This window comes from Anabaena sp. WA102, assembly GCF_001277295.1.
Classification (GTDB): Bacteria; Cyanobacteriota; Cyanobacteriia; order Cyanobacteriales; family Nostocaceae; genus Dolichospermum; species Dolichospermum heterosporum.
Genome location: NZ_CP011456.1, coordinates 2,009,423 through 2,024,599, shown reverse-complemented (window position 1 = coordinate 2,024,599; position 15,177 = coordinate 2,009,423). Strand labels below are relative to the sequence as shown.

The window sequence follows — 15,177 nt, the reverse complement described above, 5'->3', positions numbered from 1 at the left end:
CAATTTGCAAGAAACAGACAAATAATCTATAATCATATTTGACCCTATAAATTTTGTGAGGCACTATGTCTGTCATTAGTGCAAGTGAAGCGCGGGCTAATTTTCCCGATATTATGAAACTTTTCTGTTTCAAAAATTCTGATTCGTCTAGCTCTGTATAAATCTTTTACCTACTGCTAGGAGGGAACTAGAACAATGCAGTAGAACCGCATAGATTTAATTGTCAAGGTACAGATTACCATTAGGCAGTGAGGTTTTTAGACAGGTTGATTACCTTTCCTGTGGTAATTATGTAACATAAGTCACTGGAGGAAGACAGCCTCTAGTTGGCTTTCATCCCTTACCTAAAGGACAGTTAAGTTTTTCCGCCACGCTCCAAAACTTGCCCTCAATGGTTTTTAGCCTATTTTCTTATAAAAACTTGTAACTTTGTCAAGCGATACCTACAGGGATGCGATAGCGCAAGTGCTGACTTGTCAGTTCGCTCAACTTACAGCAAATTTTAATCAACAGTGCCACAAATAAAAATGGTGAAAACCAGTACCAAACTTCATTCTGCGATTAATTTTTGTGGTGGGTTTGATCTCAAACTGCTGTAAACCCCAAAACTCAAAAACCTACTTAGATGCAAATTTATTTGAGATTTGCTTTAAAGCTAACCACATAAAGGTTGGGATAGTTGTAATGTAGCGATTAAATAGTCTCAATGGTTCTTGAATCAAACGATATAACCACTCACATCCTAAATGACGTATCCAATAAGGCGCTCTTTTATGACTTTCTGCAAAGACAGAAAATGCCCCCCCCAAACCAATCATCACAGCCTGAATTTTGTCTTTGTGTTGGTTCATCCATAACTCTTGTTTTGGACATCCTAAAGCCACTAAAACTATTCCTGCACCACTATCGTGAATCTTTTTGATAATAGCTTCATCCTCTGCGTGTGTGAGTGGACGAAATGGTAAAGGCTCCATCCCAGCAATTTTTACATTTGGAAAGACACGCTCTAACTTGTTTCTTATCTTCTCTAGAGTTACTACATCAGCACCTAAGAAAAAAAGATGAATATCTCTTAGCGGAGCTAATTTACACAAAGATAAAAGAATATCCATACCAGCAACGCGGTTTTGAGAACCTGCACCCATTAGTTTCAACATCCAAACCAACGGCATTCCGTCAGGAGTTGCAATATCCGCACTCTTTAAAACAGAGGAAAACTCTGGATGCCAATAAGCCTCTACGAGCATATGGGTATTAGATACGCAAATAACTTTGCTGACTTTACTCATCGCCCATTCTAATATGATATTTATTTGAACTTCAAAGGGTAAGGCAGTAACAGGAGAGCCAATTATATCAATCCTGGCAGGGGTTATTGAAGTTTCAAATTCCGGAGATGGATGTAAGTATTGAATTTGATTTTTTGTAGTTAGCATCTTTTTATTTATATTGTTGAGTTGTAAAAATCTTAAGATAATGTTTAAAACTCAAAGTTAGTAAACAATCATCTGAGTTGTTTGATAGTAACCTTTCACCCTTTCACATTTCCCCTACCTCCCAACGATAAATAGTAAGGATTGAGGTCATACCAAAATCTCTACAATCATTTCCTGACAAGATTTTCTGGGAATTAAACACAAATTTCTATTCTCAGTAAGAATTACGTAACGCCTATATTTTGATTACTTAGGGCTTGCTGAATAAAGCTAAAACCGTTTATTAATAAAGGTTTCGCGGATTTTTATCACAAAAAAGTGCCAGGTTTTGGCTTATTGTGTCTCAAAATAGGTGCATTTTTCCTTGTCGGGTTTGGAAGATTGAGCATATCCATATAGCTAAAACTGTTCCCTGATCCTTCCTGTTCCCTATCTTCACAAACAACTTTTTCAGCCAACCATAATTATTGGGACTAAAGGTATGTTAATAACCCAAATTCAATTTTGAAACTTGCTCTTCGACTGGGTTTCAAACACCTGAATTCTTACGATAAATAAATGGCTTTGAGCAATTTGTAGGAGGGGGTAAATAATTACGTTTTACAGTAATGTAAACCTAGTATTTGATCTTCATATATCAACAGTAATCGCACCCAAAATAGGAGTAGAAGAGAAATTTAATTGCTCTAATGCTTTGGCTAAAACAGAACGGTTTGTTTTACCTACTCCTATAACCAAAATACTTGCATCTGTATGCCTACTCAGGATATTAGTATCTGCAAAACCTAATAGATGTGATGTGTCATATATGATTAAGTCAAAACTTTGTTTAAATTGTTCTGTCAAGCTTTCCATCTGAGGAGATGACAGTAAACTTGTGGGATTTTGGGAAATTTCTCCAGCAGTTAAGATAAACAAGTTATCCTCTAAGAATAATTTTTCTATATCTTTTGCAGTCGCTTTCTGTGAACCATAATTTTGTTCTCTGGTGCCGCTACTATGTCTGTGTATAACATTCTCAAAATTTAGCCCTTCAGCAATCAGATTGCTTAATCCTTTTGTATTAGGCAAGTCCAATATTTTATGGATACTAGGATTACGTAGATTTGCGTCCACCAATAGCACACGTTTACCCATGACTGCTGCTGTCTGAGCTAGGTAAAAAGCAATTGTCGATTTACCATCTCCAGGAGCCGCTGAAATGACTGCTAGAGAACGGAGAGAACTATCACCTTTGAGCAGAGCAATATTTGTATAAACAGAGCGAAAAGATTCCCAAAACTTTGAGATGTTCTGTTTTTGATCAGGCTGACCATTTTTACCAAACTTAATATGAGGAATATTCCCTAATATAGGAAATTTAATTTTATCTTTAACTTCCTCAAGGTCATAAAAAACGTTGTTGAGCTTATCTATAAGTAAAGCAGATCCCGTGCTTAATAATAAGCCCAAAACTGTTCCTAAAATTAAATTTTGTGTGGTACTTAGTGCAAGATTTTCCGGCTGAATAGGAGGAGTAATTATCTGCCAAGGTACCTGCTTTTGGGCTGAATCTATGCGTAATCTTTCCCGTTCCGTTAAAAAGCGATTAAGGTTATCAACAGCAATTTTTAATTGTCGTTCTAAATCATCTTTTTGACGAATAATAAAGGGAAAGAGTTTAATCTGTTGCCGCAAAGAATTTTCAGCTTGATTAAGAGATTGGATTTCTGTTTTTAATACCTCAATTTGTTTATTTATCTCAAGAAATTTTTGAATTTCTCGCAGACGAGCCGAATTTGGTGTCACTGAATCTAAGGAATTCATCTTTGTGTTTGACAATTTTATTCCCAAAAGTCGCCGTTTTTCTCTGCCTACTAAATCCAGTAAATTTTGTTTTTGAATCAGCAGGGTTTGAATATTTGGACTATTTTCTGTATATTCAGATGATTTTATAGCAATTGTAGCTTCTCTATCTTGGAGTTGGCTTAATAGCTTCTGGTAATCAGGAGACTCACTCAATATGGAAATAGCCTCTGCTTCATCCGTTTCCAGTCTCAACTGTTTTTGTAGAATAGTATAGAGTGTTTTAGTTCTAGCTAATTGCATTTCTGCATTGAGCCGTTTCTGCACAATTTGGTTAAATTGACTAGCAAGTTCCTGTCCTTGAACTTCAGCATTAATCAGTCCATATTTTTGCCGAAAAAGTTGTAGTTGTGACTGAAGAGTTTCCATTCTATTTAGTAGTTGCGGCAATTGTCTTTCAACAAATTTAATTCCCAATTTAGTTTTTGTTCGGCGTTCTTCTAAACTGTATTTTAAGTATGATTCAGATGCTTGATTTAATACAAACAAAACTTTTTTAGGGTTGGGATCTTGGTAACTGACTTCTAAAATTTGGGTATTGGGTAGGAGTTTGATATTAAGTTGAGGTGCGCTGCTACCTGGGTAATACTTTTGCACTTTTTGGGTGATAGGAGACATCAATTTAGGACTTTGTAAAATTTTTAACTGAGTTTCATCTATTTTGTTAGAATCACCTCTGTTATATCTGTCATCTTGGACTACTTTATCTTCAGCGGTTATCGGCTCAGTTAAAAGTTCAAATTTAGAAACATACATTTGAGGCTTATTCAAAGCTAATCCTACACTAACAGATGCAAAAGTGGTTGTTCCGATGGCAATTACAATGATTCTGCGACGAACAACTACCAATAATTTACCTAAGTTTAATCCACCTTCATTACTCTCTTCTGACTGATCTGTGTAGAGGAGAGGCATATATTGATGCTGATGTCCATTTGTTTTCGACAAATTCTCATAAGGATAGTGTTTTCTTATCATCGCCAACCTTCTATATTTTCTATTTTCTGAAGCATCCACTTTTGGAACAAATATAATCCTCGTAATCTAAAAGCCCTACGATATGGTTCATTGAAAGAAGTCTATCTGCCAAAAGGGAAAGTAAATACTCTCATATTTAAGGAATATTTTTGCGATCTTTGTCTACATGATCTTCTGTTTATATAGCGTATCCTCAACAAAACTGTTCTCCCAAAAGAGCCGTACCCAAATCAAATAGGAGTTCTATATTTTTGTTTTGTTGAATTATAAAACCATAATTATCATAGTTTTGAGCAATAATTGTGAAAATTATGTAAAATAAATATAAACTTAGGAAATAGATATTTACTTTTAAATTTTATTATATTTTGATTTGGTGTAATGCTTTACTTCTCAGTTATAATACATCCCTCTATAAGCATAAAATTTTCCCCACAACCCAAGATTATATTATTAAATATATATGTCTAGCGATAGAGATGTATACTTTTCTAATCATTGTATAGTGTTGCCAGAATTCTTGATTAACTTGGCAAACACTAATACTGAAACTCCATACCTTTTGAATTAACTGATAGATTTTAAACAGATATTATCCCATATCTGATTAAGATAATTCTTGAGAATATACTATCTAAAAAGTGTGAAAAAGTTTCACAAGGTATCATTGTTGTCCTAAAGTTTTTTGGAAAAAAGGTAAAAATGGCTATAAATAACCATGTTAAATTAGGTAAAGACGTTAAAATTTTTCATCCGCACCTTGTTAATCTTTACGGTTGTGAAGTTGGAGATGAAACCAAGATTGGCTGCTTTGTTGAAATCCAGAAAAATGTCATAGTCGGAGCTAAATGCAAAGTTTCATCACATACATTTATTTGCGAAGGCGTAATCATTGATGACGAAGTGTTTATTGGTCACGGAGTGATGTTTACCAATGACATTTACCCTCGCGCAACGAATGAAGATAGCAGCCTAAAAACTGAAGCTGATTGGTGTGTAATTAGGACTTATGTGAAACGCCGTGCCTCTATTGGTAGTAATGCCACAATCCTTGCAGGAGTCACAATTGGCGAAAATGCCATAATTGGGGCTGGAGCAGTAGTCACTTATGATGTTCCTGATTACGCAACTGTGGTTGGAGTCCCTGCAAGAGTCATAGGTGGTATTCCTAATACAGGTAAGTTGCCAATAGTAGCTCATTCAGATCAACCTGGTAATACTTCGGCTTTTAAAGCAATTTCCAATAGGTTTTAGAGAACTCCACAAAAAGAAATGCCCAATGTCATTCTGTTCGCGCAGCGTGCCAGAGGCATTACGAAACGAAGTGTAGTGAAGAATCTCAAGAGATGCTTCGTTTCGCTATGGCTAACGCCACGCTCCGCGAACGCTACACTCAGCATGACAAAACAGGATCATTTATTTTTTGGCTTACAAAAGAAGGGAACAGGGAACAGGGAACAGGGAACAGGGAACAGGGAGCAAATAAGAAACTTTAGTTCTGAGTTTAAAGCTCAGTCAAAAAAAGGATGTTTTTAAAAGATGCGTAGCACGAAAAAAACAGTGTCATTATTTCAATCTCATGTTTTTAAACATGAGTTTTTCCTGTTCCCTGTTGCCCGTTCCCTGTTCCCTCTGAATCTTAAACAATATCTTTAGCAAATTCAGAGCTTAATAAATTTTGCCAATTTGTCTACAATGGACTATGCAACAATGTTATTTTACAACATATTCTACCTTTGAAATTTCTACAAAAAATCAAATATTCTGGCAACAAACTATCTGATTTTTTGCTTTTTCGAGCTAGAAATTCAAGGAATAGCATGGTTTTATCATCACATTAATCTTCAAAATCATCGAAATAATTTCAAAAAGATTATTTTCAAGAAACGGTGCAAATTTCTAGTTAATTACTTTGTTTTTTCATTGTTTTCTAGTGATTAATTTTTGTAAAATTCACTCTTTATATAGTGGGGATATAATGACAAATACTCATGCTCATTCTGAAATGGCTTTGGATAAAAATATTTATTCAAATAGGCTGAATATCTCTACTAATCAGCAAGTCCAGGCAATTAATACAATCAAAATTGGTGTTATCGGCTATGGCTATTGGGGTCCGAATTTAGTCCGCAGTTTTGCTGATATTCCAGGAGCAGAAGTCATAGCAGTTAGTGATTTTCAAGTAAATAGACTAGCAAAGGTGCAATCTCGGTATCCAGCCGTCAAGTTAACGACAAATAGCCAGGACCTGTTTGCAGATCCAAATATTGATGCAATTGCGATCGCTACACCAGTTTCTACCCATTACAATTTAGCCTTAGCTGCATTGCAAGCAGGGAAACACGTATTAGTAGAAAAACCCATGACTGTTTCCTCCCAACAGGCAATGAGACTGATAGATGAGGCAGAAAGACGCAATTTGGTGTTGATGGTAGATCACACCTTTGTGTATACAGGTGCAGTGCGAAAAATGCAGGAACTGGTAGCGGCAAAGGCTATCGGCGATATCTATTATTATGATTCCGTGCGTGTCAACTTGGGATTATTCCAGCATGATGTGAATGTAATCTGGGATTTGGCAGTTCATGACCTCTCAATTATGGACTATGTATTGCCGTCGAAGCCTTATGCCGTATCTGCTACAGGCATGAGTCACATTTCTAGCGAACCAGAAAACATTGCCTACTTAACCTTATTTTTTGATCATAATTTGATTGCACATATTCATGTCAATTGGCTCGCACCAGTAAAAGTACGGCGGACAATACTGGGTGGTAGTCAAAAAATGGTCTGCTATGACGATTTAGAACCGAGTGAAAAGATTAAGGTGTACGACAAAGGAATTACTGTGAATGACAGTCCTGAGAACGTTTACCAAATGCTGGTCGGCTATCGCACCGGTGATATGTGGTCTCCCAAGTTGGATATGACAGAAGCTTTACAAACCGAGGCATTACATTTTATTGATTGTATTCGCCAAGGGAATCGCCCTATCACAGATGGAGAAGCAGGATTGCGGGTAGTGAGAATTCTGGAAGCTGCTACCCAATCCATCAAGCAGCAGGGACGATTAGTTGAACTTGACTTAGCAGAGGTGGCAGCATGATTCCATTTGTAGACTTGAAAGCTCAGTACAATAGCATCAAAAATGAAATTAACGCCGCTGTCTTTAAAGCCCTAGAAAGTACACAATTTGTCTTAGGTAGTGAGGTCGTTGCTTTAGAAGAAGAGTTTTCTTACTACTGTGATGCTAAATATGGAATCGCTGTGAATACAGGTACTAGCGCCAGCAATTCTCATTTTGAAAAAAATAAAGTATTAGCCCCGATTTTGGAATTCAAAATATAGTACAAAGTAACTATTTTTTAGCCATTGCCTCTGGCTAAAAAAACAGTCGGGTTGAAAAATAAGTATGAATACTCAATAAACTAGAGAGATTGCTTGACAACGAATGGGGAAAATCCAGTTTATCGTTCGGGTTTTAGAATAGGGAATCCAAGGGAAATAAAAATTTATAATTGTTGTCAGATGATGTAAAATCGGTGAGTTAAAAATCTGATAGTGCATCAAATTACTCAAACATGACTCCAAAGACAGCGACACTAGAAATTCCTGAATTAATGCAATTTTTACGTCAACAATTACATGATTTACCTGATGAAAGAAAACCTGGAAATAATACGAAATATCAGGTAGAAGACGCAGTGATGGCAGCATTTTCAATCTTTTTTACGCAGTCAGCGTCTTTTTTAGAGCATCAAAGATTAATGAAAAGCAATAAAGGAAAAGATAACGCAGAAAGTTTATTTTCAATTAAGAAAATCCCCTGTGATAATCAAATAAGAAATTTGTTAGATCCAGTTCCAGCCGCTACTATCTTTATGACTTTTCAAGAAGTCTATGAATGGTTAAATAAAAATGGAGTTTTGAAAAAGTTTGTCTATTTAGATGAAGAAATTTTAATCGCTTTAGATGGGACAGAATATTTCTCATCTAAAAAAATTAGTTGCCCTCATTGTAATTGTCGTAATCATCGAAATGGAACTACAACTTATTTTCATGGCTGTGTCACACCCATTGTAGTTTCTCCTAATCAAAAACAAGTAATTAATTTAGAACCAGAATTTATTAAAAAGCAAGATGGGCATCAAAAACAAGATTGTGAAAATGCAGCGGTTAAAAGATGGTTAAATAAGAATCATCAAAACAAGTATGGTTATGCTGCAACTCTTTTAGGGGACGACTTGTACTCTCACCAACCTATTTGTGAACTAGCTCTAAAACAAGGTTATAATTTTATTTTTGTTTGTCTGGAAGCGTCGCATAAAACTGTATATGAATGGCTAGACTTCTTAGAAAAAAGTGGAGAAGTTGCAACCGTTGAAACCAAACAATGGGATGGACGAAAAAATTTAATTTATCGTTATCGTTATGCTTCTAGAGTTCCCTTAAAAGATGAAGACTCCAGTCTCGAAGTTAATTGGTGCGAAGTAACTGTTATTAATGAAAAAACACAGAAAATCATCTACCAAAATAATTGGATTACTAATCATAAGATCACTGAAAATAATGTTGAAAAAATTGTCAAGGCTGCACGCAGCAGATGGAAAGTTGAGAATGAAGGGAATAACATTCTTAAAAATCACGGTTATAATTTAGAGCATAACTTTGGTCATGGAGAAAATCATTTGTGTGAGTTATTATTGTCTTTGAATTTATTAGCTTTTTTATTTCATACTGTTTTAGATTTAGTTAATTATACCTATCAGAAAGTTCGTGAGTTATTAGTAACCCGAACTTCTTTTTTTAATGATATGCGTAGCCTATTAAAATTTATTTGGTTTAAAGATTGGTCGGATTTTTTCTCATTTATTCTCAGGGAATATGTCCCATTTAAAAAAATAAATTCTGGTTGAAAAATGTCAATATATTGAAAGAGGAGGAGAAAGTTATTTATTCAAAAAACTATAAATTTGCTTAGAATTTCAGCTAGATTGGTAAGTTGAAATCAATTCTTCATGTCTAGATTTTTAAAGATTTTTAAAACCCTATCTATCTCCAGCGTCGGATGATAATTATCTATTAAAAAAGAATAATTTAATACAGGGTTTACACTTAAATTAAGAGAATTTTATCTTATTTTTTTCAAAATGAGAATTGCTGTACTAGCGCCCTTCATCTAGCATTATTAGCCGCTGGTATTGGTCCTGGGGATGAAGTAATTACCACACCTTTCACTTTTGTAGCTACCGTAGCCGCCATTGACTATACCGGAGCTAAGGCTGTTTTTGTCGATATTGACCCTGTTTCTTTGACTATAGATGTCACCAAAATTGAAGCAGCTATCACCGAACGCACTAAAGCAATTTTGCCAGTTCATCTCTATGGTCAACCAGCAGACATGAACCCAATTTTAGAGATTGCTCGTCGTTATGGTCTGATTGTGATTGAGGATGCCGCACAGGCACACAGGGCTGAGTACAAGGGGCAACGAGTTGGTAGTATTGGAGATTTGGGTTGTTTTAGCTTTTATCCGGGAAAGAATTTAGGGACTTACGGTGAGGGTGGGATGGTAGTCACCAATAACCCCAAATACGCCCAGATAATTGATATGCTGCGCGACTGGGGACAAAAACGCAAGTATCATCATGTCCTCAAGGGTTATAACTACCGCATGGATGGCTTGCAAGGAGCAATCTTACGGGTGAAGTTACGCCACTTAGATGCTTGGACAGAAGCCAGGAGAGCGATCACTGTACAGTACGATAAACTACTGGCAAAATCAGACGTGATCACTCCGAAGGTAATGCCATACAGTCATCACGTTTACCATATTTATGCCGTGCGCTCTACAGAAAGGGATTTACTACAACAGCGGTTACATGAGCAGGGAGTCCAAACAGGGATTCACTACCCGATTCCCGTGCATTTGCAACCGGCTTACGCAGATTTAGGATATCAAGTAGGTGATTTTCCTCATTCGGAACTAGCAGCTAAAGAAGTGCTTTCACTGCCTATGTTTGCAGAACTGACAACGGAATTCCAAACTCAGATTGCAATGACGGTAATTAACTCAATATGACTGAAACTTTTTTTTGAACTTCCTGGGTACAGAATATGCAAAATAAACGAATTTTAATTACAGGTGGTGCAGGTTTAGTTGGTTCTCATATTGCCGATTTACTGGTAAAAGAGGAAGTGGCAGAAATTATTGTCCTCGATAACTTTACCCGCGGCTGTCGTGATAATCTAGCTTGGACACAAGCCAATGGTCCTTTGGTTGTGGTGGAGGGTGATATACGCGATCGCCAACTTCTTGCTGATATCATGCAAGGTGTGGATATAGTATTTCATCAAGCTGCGATTCGGATTACCCAATGTGCCGAAGAACTCCGTCTAGCATTGGAAGTTCTTGCAGATGGTACTTTTAATGTTCTCGAAGCAGCAGTCAAAGCTGGGGTAAAAAAGGTAGTCGCAGCCTCTTCAGCGTCAATATATGGCATGGCGGAGAATTTCCCGACAACTGAATCTCACCATCCCTACAATAATCGCACCATCTACGGTGCTGCGAAAACCTTTAATGAGGGTTTATTCCGTAGTTTCCATGAAATGTATGGACTGAATTATGTAGGATTACGCTACTTCAATGTTTATGGACCTCGCATGGATATTTACGGTGTTTATACTGAGGTATTAATTCGCTGGATGGAGCGAATTATTGCCGGACAGCCACCACTGATTTTCGGTAATGGTGAGCAAACAATGGATTTTGTGTATATCGAAGACATCGCTAGAGCTAACATCTTGGCTGCTAAAGCTGATATCACAGATCAGGTTTTCAATATTGCTAGTGGTGTAGAAACTAGTTTAAATGATTTAGCTCATAGTTTACTGAAAGTGATGGGTTCTGATCTCCAACCAGAATATAAACCAGAACGTAAAGTTAACGCCGTGCAGCGCCGACTGGCAGATGTGAGCAAAGCCAAGCAGTTATTGAACTTTGAGTCCCAGGTATCTCTAGAAGAAGGGTTATCTCGCTTGGTTGCTTGGTGGCACAAACAAAAACTGACAAAGGAAACAAGCCATGTCTGATAGCGATAGCGTGGCGCAAGCCATGAAGATGCAAAATATCCCCATTGCTAAACCTTGGATTGGCGAACCAGAAGCAGAAGCAGCCAAACGCGCTATCATGTCCGGCTGGGTGACTCAAGGACCAGAAGTTGCTGGATTTGAACAGGAATTTGCGGCTTATGTAGGGGCAAATTATGCTTGTGCTGTCTCTAATTGCACTACAGCTTTGCATCTAGCATTGTTAGCCGTCGGTGTGCAGCCAAAGGATGAAGTAATTACTGTCAGCCATTCTTATATTGCCACCGCTAACAGCATCCGCTACTGTGGCGCGATTCCAATCTTTGTGGATATTGAACCGCAGACATATAACATCAACCCAGTCTTAATTGAAGATGCGATTAATGAACGCACTCGCGCTATTCTCATTGTCCACCAAATGGGAATGCCTTGTGATCTGAAAGCTATTTTAGCGATAGCGAAGCGCTGCTGCAAGCAGATCGCCCACCGCCACAATTTACCAGTGATTGAAGATGCAGCTTGTGCCATTGGTAGTGAAATTCTCTGGGATGGACAGTGGGAGAAAATTGGTAAACCCCACGGAGATATTGCTTGCTTTTCCTTTCACCCCCGCAAAGTAATTACCACAGGTGATGGGGGGATGATTACGACTAATAATCCTGCATGGGATCAACAATTTCGCCTCTGGCGACAACATGGGATGAGTGTCCCTGATACTGTCCGTCACGGGGCAAAACAGGTCATTTTCGAGACTTACCCTATGTTGGGCTACAACTACCGTATGACTGATATTCAGGCAGCAGTCGGACGGGAACAACTCAAACGCATACCGGAAATTGTGGAACGCCGTCGTTATTTAGCACAGCGATATCATCATCAGTTGGCAGATATACCAGGATTGAAATTACCAACAGAGTCAACTTGGGCTAAGAGTAACTGGCAAAGTTACTGCATCCGGTTATCTCCACAATATGACCAACGCCAAATGATGCAGGTCATGTTAGATGCTGGAATTGGTACATGACGGGGGATTATGTGCGCCCACCGTGAACCTGCATATCAGATTGAAGCTTGGTCTTGTGGAGTTGCTAAAGAAAAGAATATGCGTGAAATAGGAAGTTGCGATCGCTTAACTGAAAGCGAAAAAGCACAGGATCACGCTATTCTGTTGCCCTTATTTCATCAGATGAGTGAGCAAGAACAAGATATTGTAGTCAACGAATTAAAAGCCGCCTGTCAATCAAATCCAGAGATAGAAATTCAAAATCAGTATTGCTAAAAAGATTCCACACTCTTACTCTCTACGCCTCTATGTGAGATCGATTCGTCTTCTGAATCGGTGACATCATAAATGGTTATAAACACTAAAAATCAAGCTTTCTGGTCGCAAATTTACAGGCTTTTGTATCGAAAGCTCCCTTTTTACCATAAACCCAGAAAATCCTTCATACTTACCTTTGAACTTTGTGAGGTCAACTGTGGCTATAGTCAATGTAGAAAGAAATAGAACCATTCTTGAGATTACTATTATCTTGTTTGTATTTATTGTGGTCAATATAGCCAGTCAAGTATTCCAACAACCCATTTCATACAACCAAGGTCAGGGTTGGGATGGTACTCACTACTTTCAAGTTGCCGAACAAATCTCAAAAGGACTGAAAATAAGAGAAGATGCACCTTTTGTTTATCGCATTGGAACGCCATTTTTAGTGGCTTTATTTTTCAAAAACAACTTACTATTTGGTTTCAAAATTGTAAATATAATTGCCAACCTATTATCAACGATATTATTAAAATTCTGGTTGCATTTATATTTGAACAATTGGCGTATCAGAACATTTTTAGTTATTCTTTTTATTACACATGGATTGGGTTCCGTTCGTTTCACGTATTTTTATCCTACTTTGGTAGATCCATGGCTAATAGTAATTCTACTTATTGGATTGATAGGAATTGAAAGATTCAGATATAGACCTTGCTTTTCCGTTGTCAGTTTGCTAGGAATAGTAAGTTTTTTGGGAGTAATGATTAGGGAATCCGCTCTTATTATTCCTATCGCCTTTGCTTTTGTTACTAATCCTATTCCACCATTTAAAAATTTTTTTCATTCTTTAAGCGAACTGCGGATTTTTCAGATCATTAAAAAGCAATATCAAATTTTATTTCTTCCACTTCTATGTGCTGTATTAGGCATATTATTGGTCAAGTTGCTCGCATCTCAAAACAATGATTATTCATTCATGAAAGCAGTAATTCAGTGGACGTATGGTAAACCAACCTTAACCTATCTTCATTCATATTTTATTACCTATGGGTTGTTCATCATACTTCCTATTTATTCCTGGCGGACTCTAAATAAATTTCTTTGGCGTAATCAGCTTAACGGGTGACAAGGCGGTTGAAGATGAGATGTGGCAATAATTTGAGAAAATAAGGGAGTAAAAAAATAGGGACAAAGAAGCCCCCGAAGCAAAAAATGTTACCACAATCATATCAAACAATTTTCCGAAAGCATTTGAGTGAACAGCAGTATTTGACACTAGAGATATTGTTGTTATTAATACAGGCTCATCGCCAAGTAAAACTGTCAAAATTGGCCAGCTTGTTTCCCCAACCAATTAAATATGAAAGCAGGAAACGTAATCTACAAAGATTTTTAGGAATAGGTAAACTCTGCGTAAAATTATTATGGTTTCCATTGATAAAATATTGGATTAGACAATCGTTAACACCAAAACAACTGAATCGAGAACAGCGCCGTTATTTTCATAAAAAACAGTATCAAAAATATGGTTATTGGATGGTAGCACTGGATAGAACACAGTGGAAGGGGCGAAATATATTTATGGTGACATTGGTATGGGGTACTCATGCCCTACCACTATATTGGGAAACATTAAATCATGTCGGAAATAGTAATTTACAAACACAGAAAAGATTAATAAAAACAGCAATAAAGTTGTTAAAAAAATGTCGAATTGTGGTGTTAGCAGACAGAGAATTTCATAGTCCAAAACTGGCTAAATGGCTTGATGAGCAAGGAGTTTACTTCGCTTTACGCCAGAAGAAAAACCTTTATTTTCAAGAAAAACCTGAACAAGAATATCAAGTTCTTAAAAATCAAGGATTTAAGCCAGGAATGTCGAGATTTTATGAAAAAGTTAAATGTGGTAAAGGGGATGAATTAGGCTTATTTAATATCGCTGTTTATTGGAAGAGAAAATATCGGAACTCTGGACCAAAAGAACCTTGGTATATCTTGACGAATCTACCAACTCTCCAACAAACTTTATGCCTCTATAGATGTCGATGGGGAATTGAGCAATTCTTTAAGGATTGTAAAACTGGTGGTTATAATTTAGAGGATACTAAAGTAAATGAAACTCGCTTTTTAGCTTTAGTATTATTGATTGTCATTGCTTATAGTTTAGCCACTATGCACGGTCAACGGATGAAAAAATTAGGTATAGAGACTTATGCCGGACGTATTCAACAACATCAGGACAAGTACCCACGTCAAAGTGATTTTAGCTTTGCTCTCTACGGACAACTATGGATTTATGGTATGGAATTATGGGCTGATTTAGCTCTGAATTTAATCAATCTCAAGCCTCATAAACGCCTCTTTTTTCAACGGGGCTTTCAGGCTCTATCCCTTATGAAACAAGCTCTTTAGCCGCCTTGTCACCCGTTAAGGTCTTTAGGGAAAGGAAATGCGGTTGAAGCTGTTAGTAAGCTTATTCTTGCAGGACTTTCTAACAAAGAACAGACCAACTTGTTGAGAATCAATGGTATTTATTGAGAATGAAAACCCGATCTCACAAAATCG

At 37.1% G+C, this 15,177-nt stretch carries 7 protein-coding genes and 4 pseudogenes; 9 read left to right on the top strand and 2 right to left on the bottom strand.

What is annotated here, in order from left to right; genetic code table 11:
• Positions 1-617 precede the first annotated feature (617 nt).
• Together AA650_RS08940 and AA650_RS08935 are read right to left on the bottom strand one after the other, a co-directional pair.
• Complete coding sequence (locus tag AA650_RS08940; protein WP_053538743.1) at positions 618-1,436, bottom strand: WecB/TagA/CpsF family glycosyltransferase; 819 nt, start codon at positions 1,434-1,436, stop codon at positions 618-620.
• A gap of 630 nt (positions 1,437-2,066) precedes the next feature.
• Positions 2,067-4,259, bottom strand: coding sequence for a GumC family protein (locus AA650_RS08935; RefSeq protein ID WP_053538742.1), 2,193 nt, complete (start codon positions 4,257-4,259; stop codon positions 2,067-2,069).
• Between the two features lie 702 nt (positions 4,260-4,961).
• Between AA650_RS08935 and AA650_RS08930 the strand changes: the two genes are divergently transcribed.
• The 9 genes and pseudogenes from AA650_RS08930 to AA650_RS08885 all read left to right on the top strand — a co-directional run bounded on the left by AA650_RS08930 (position 4,962) and on the right by AA650_RS08885 (position 15,024).
• Positions 4,962-5,513, top strand: a complete 552-nt coding sequence (locus tag AA650_RS08930) for an acyltransferase (protein WP_053538741.1) — start codon at positions 4,962-4,964, stop codon at positions 5,511-5,513.
• A 724-nt stretch (positions 5,514-6,237) separates the two neighbouring features.
• Positions 6,238-7,365: a Gfo/Idh/MocA family protein gene (locus AA650_RS08920; RefSeq protein ID WP_234413349.1), complete on the top strand. Its 1,128-nt coding sequence runs from the start codon at positions 6,238-6,240 to the stop codon at positions 7,363-7,365.
• A pseudogene (locus AA650_RS08915) lies at positions 7,362-7,547 on the top strand (DegT/DnrJ/EryC1/StrS family aminotransferase); the annotation flags it as partial. The gene AA650_RS08920 and the pseudogene AA650_RS08915, both read left to right, overlap by 4 nt.
• A gap of 293 nt (positions 7,548-7,840) precedes the next feature.
• Positions 7,841-9,089, top strand: a pseudogene (locus AA650_RS08910) (ISNCY family transposase).
• A gap of 325 nt (positions 9,090-9,414) precedes the next feature.
• A pseudogene (locus tag AA650_RS08905) lies at positions 9,415-10,341 on the top strand (DegT/DnrJ/EryC1/StrS family aminotransferase); the annotation flags it as partial.
• Between the two features lie 35 nt (positions 10,342-10,376).
• A complete protein-coding gene (locus tag AA650_RS08900; RefSeq protein ID WP_053538737.1) occupies positions 10,377-11,351 on the top strand; it encodes an SDR family NAD(P)-dependent oxidoreductase in 975 nt (324 codons plus the stop codon).
• A 22-nt stretch (positions 11,352-11,373) separates the two neighbouring features.
• Positions 11,374-12,627: pseudogene (locus AA650_RS08895) on the top strand (DegT/DnrJ/EryC1/StrS family aminotransferase).
• A 199-nt stretch (positions 12,628-12,826) separates the two neighbouring features.
• The gene (locus tag AA650_RS08890) at positions 12,827-13,738 is read left to right on the top strand and encodes a hypothetical protein (protein WP_053538736.1); all 912 of its coding nucleotides are present in this window, start codon (positions 12,827-12,829) and stop codon (positions 13,736-13,738) included.
• An 86-nt stretch (positions 13,739-13,824) separates the two neighbouring features.
• The gene (locus AA650_RS08885; protein ID WP_053537530.1) at positions 13,825-15,024 is read left to right on the top strand and encodes an IS4 family transposase; all 1,200 of its coding nucleotides are present in this window, start codon (positions 13,825-13,827) and stop codon (positions 15,022-15,024) included.
• Positions 15,025-15,177: the final 153 nt, after the last annotated feature.

What these genes read in the sequence shown, in the direction of transcription:
- AA650_RS08930 (WP_053538741.1), top strand. Translation starts at nt 4,962, where the DNA reads ATGGCTATAAATAACCATGTTAAATTAGGTAAAGACGTTAAAATTTTT.
- AA650_RS08885 (WP_053537530.1), top strand. Translation starts at nt 13,825, where the DNA reads ATGTTACCACAATCATATCAAACAATTTTCCGAAAGCATTTGAGTGAA.
- AA650_RS08940 (WP_053538743.1), bottom strand. Translation starts at nt 1,436, where the DNA reads ATGCTAACTACAAAAAATCAAATTCAATACTTACATCCATCTCCGGAA.
- AA650_RS08920 (WP_234413349.1), top strand. Translation starts at nt 6,238, where the DNA reads ATGACAAATACTCATGCTCATTCTGAAATGGCTTTGGATAAAAATATT.
- AA650_RS08935 (WP_053538742.1), bottom strand. Translation starts at nt 4,259, where the DNA reads ATGATAAGAAAACACTATCCTTATGAGAATTTGTCGAAAACAAATGGA.
- AA650_RS08900 (WP_053538737.1), top strand. Translation starts at nt 10,377, where the DNA reads ATGCAAAATAAACGAATTTTAATTACAGGTGGTGCAGGTTTAGTTGGT.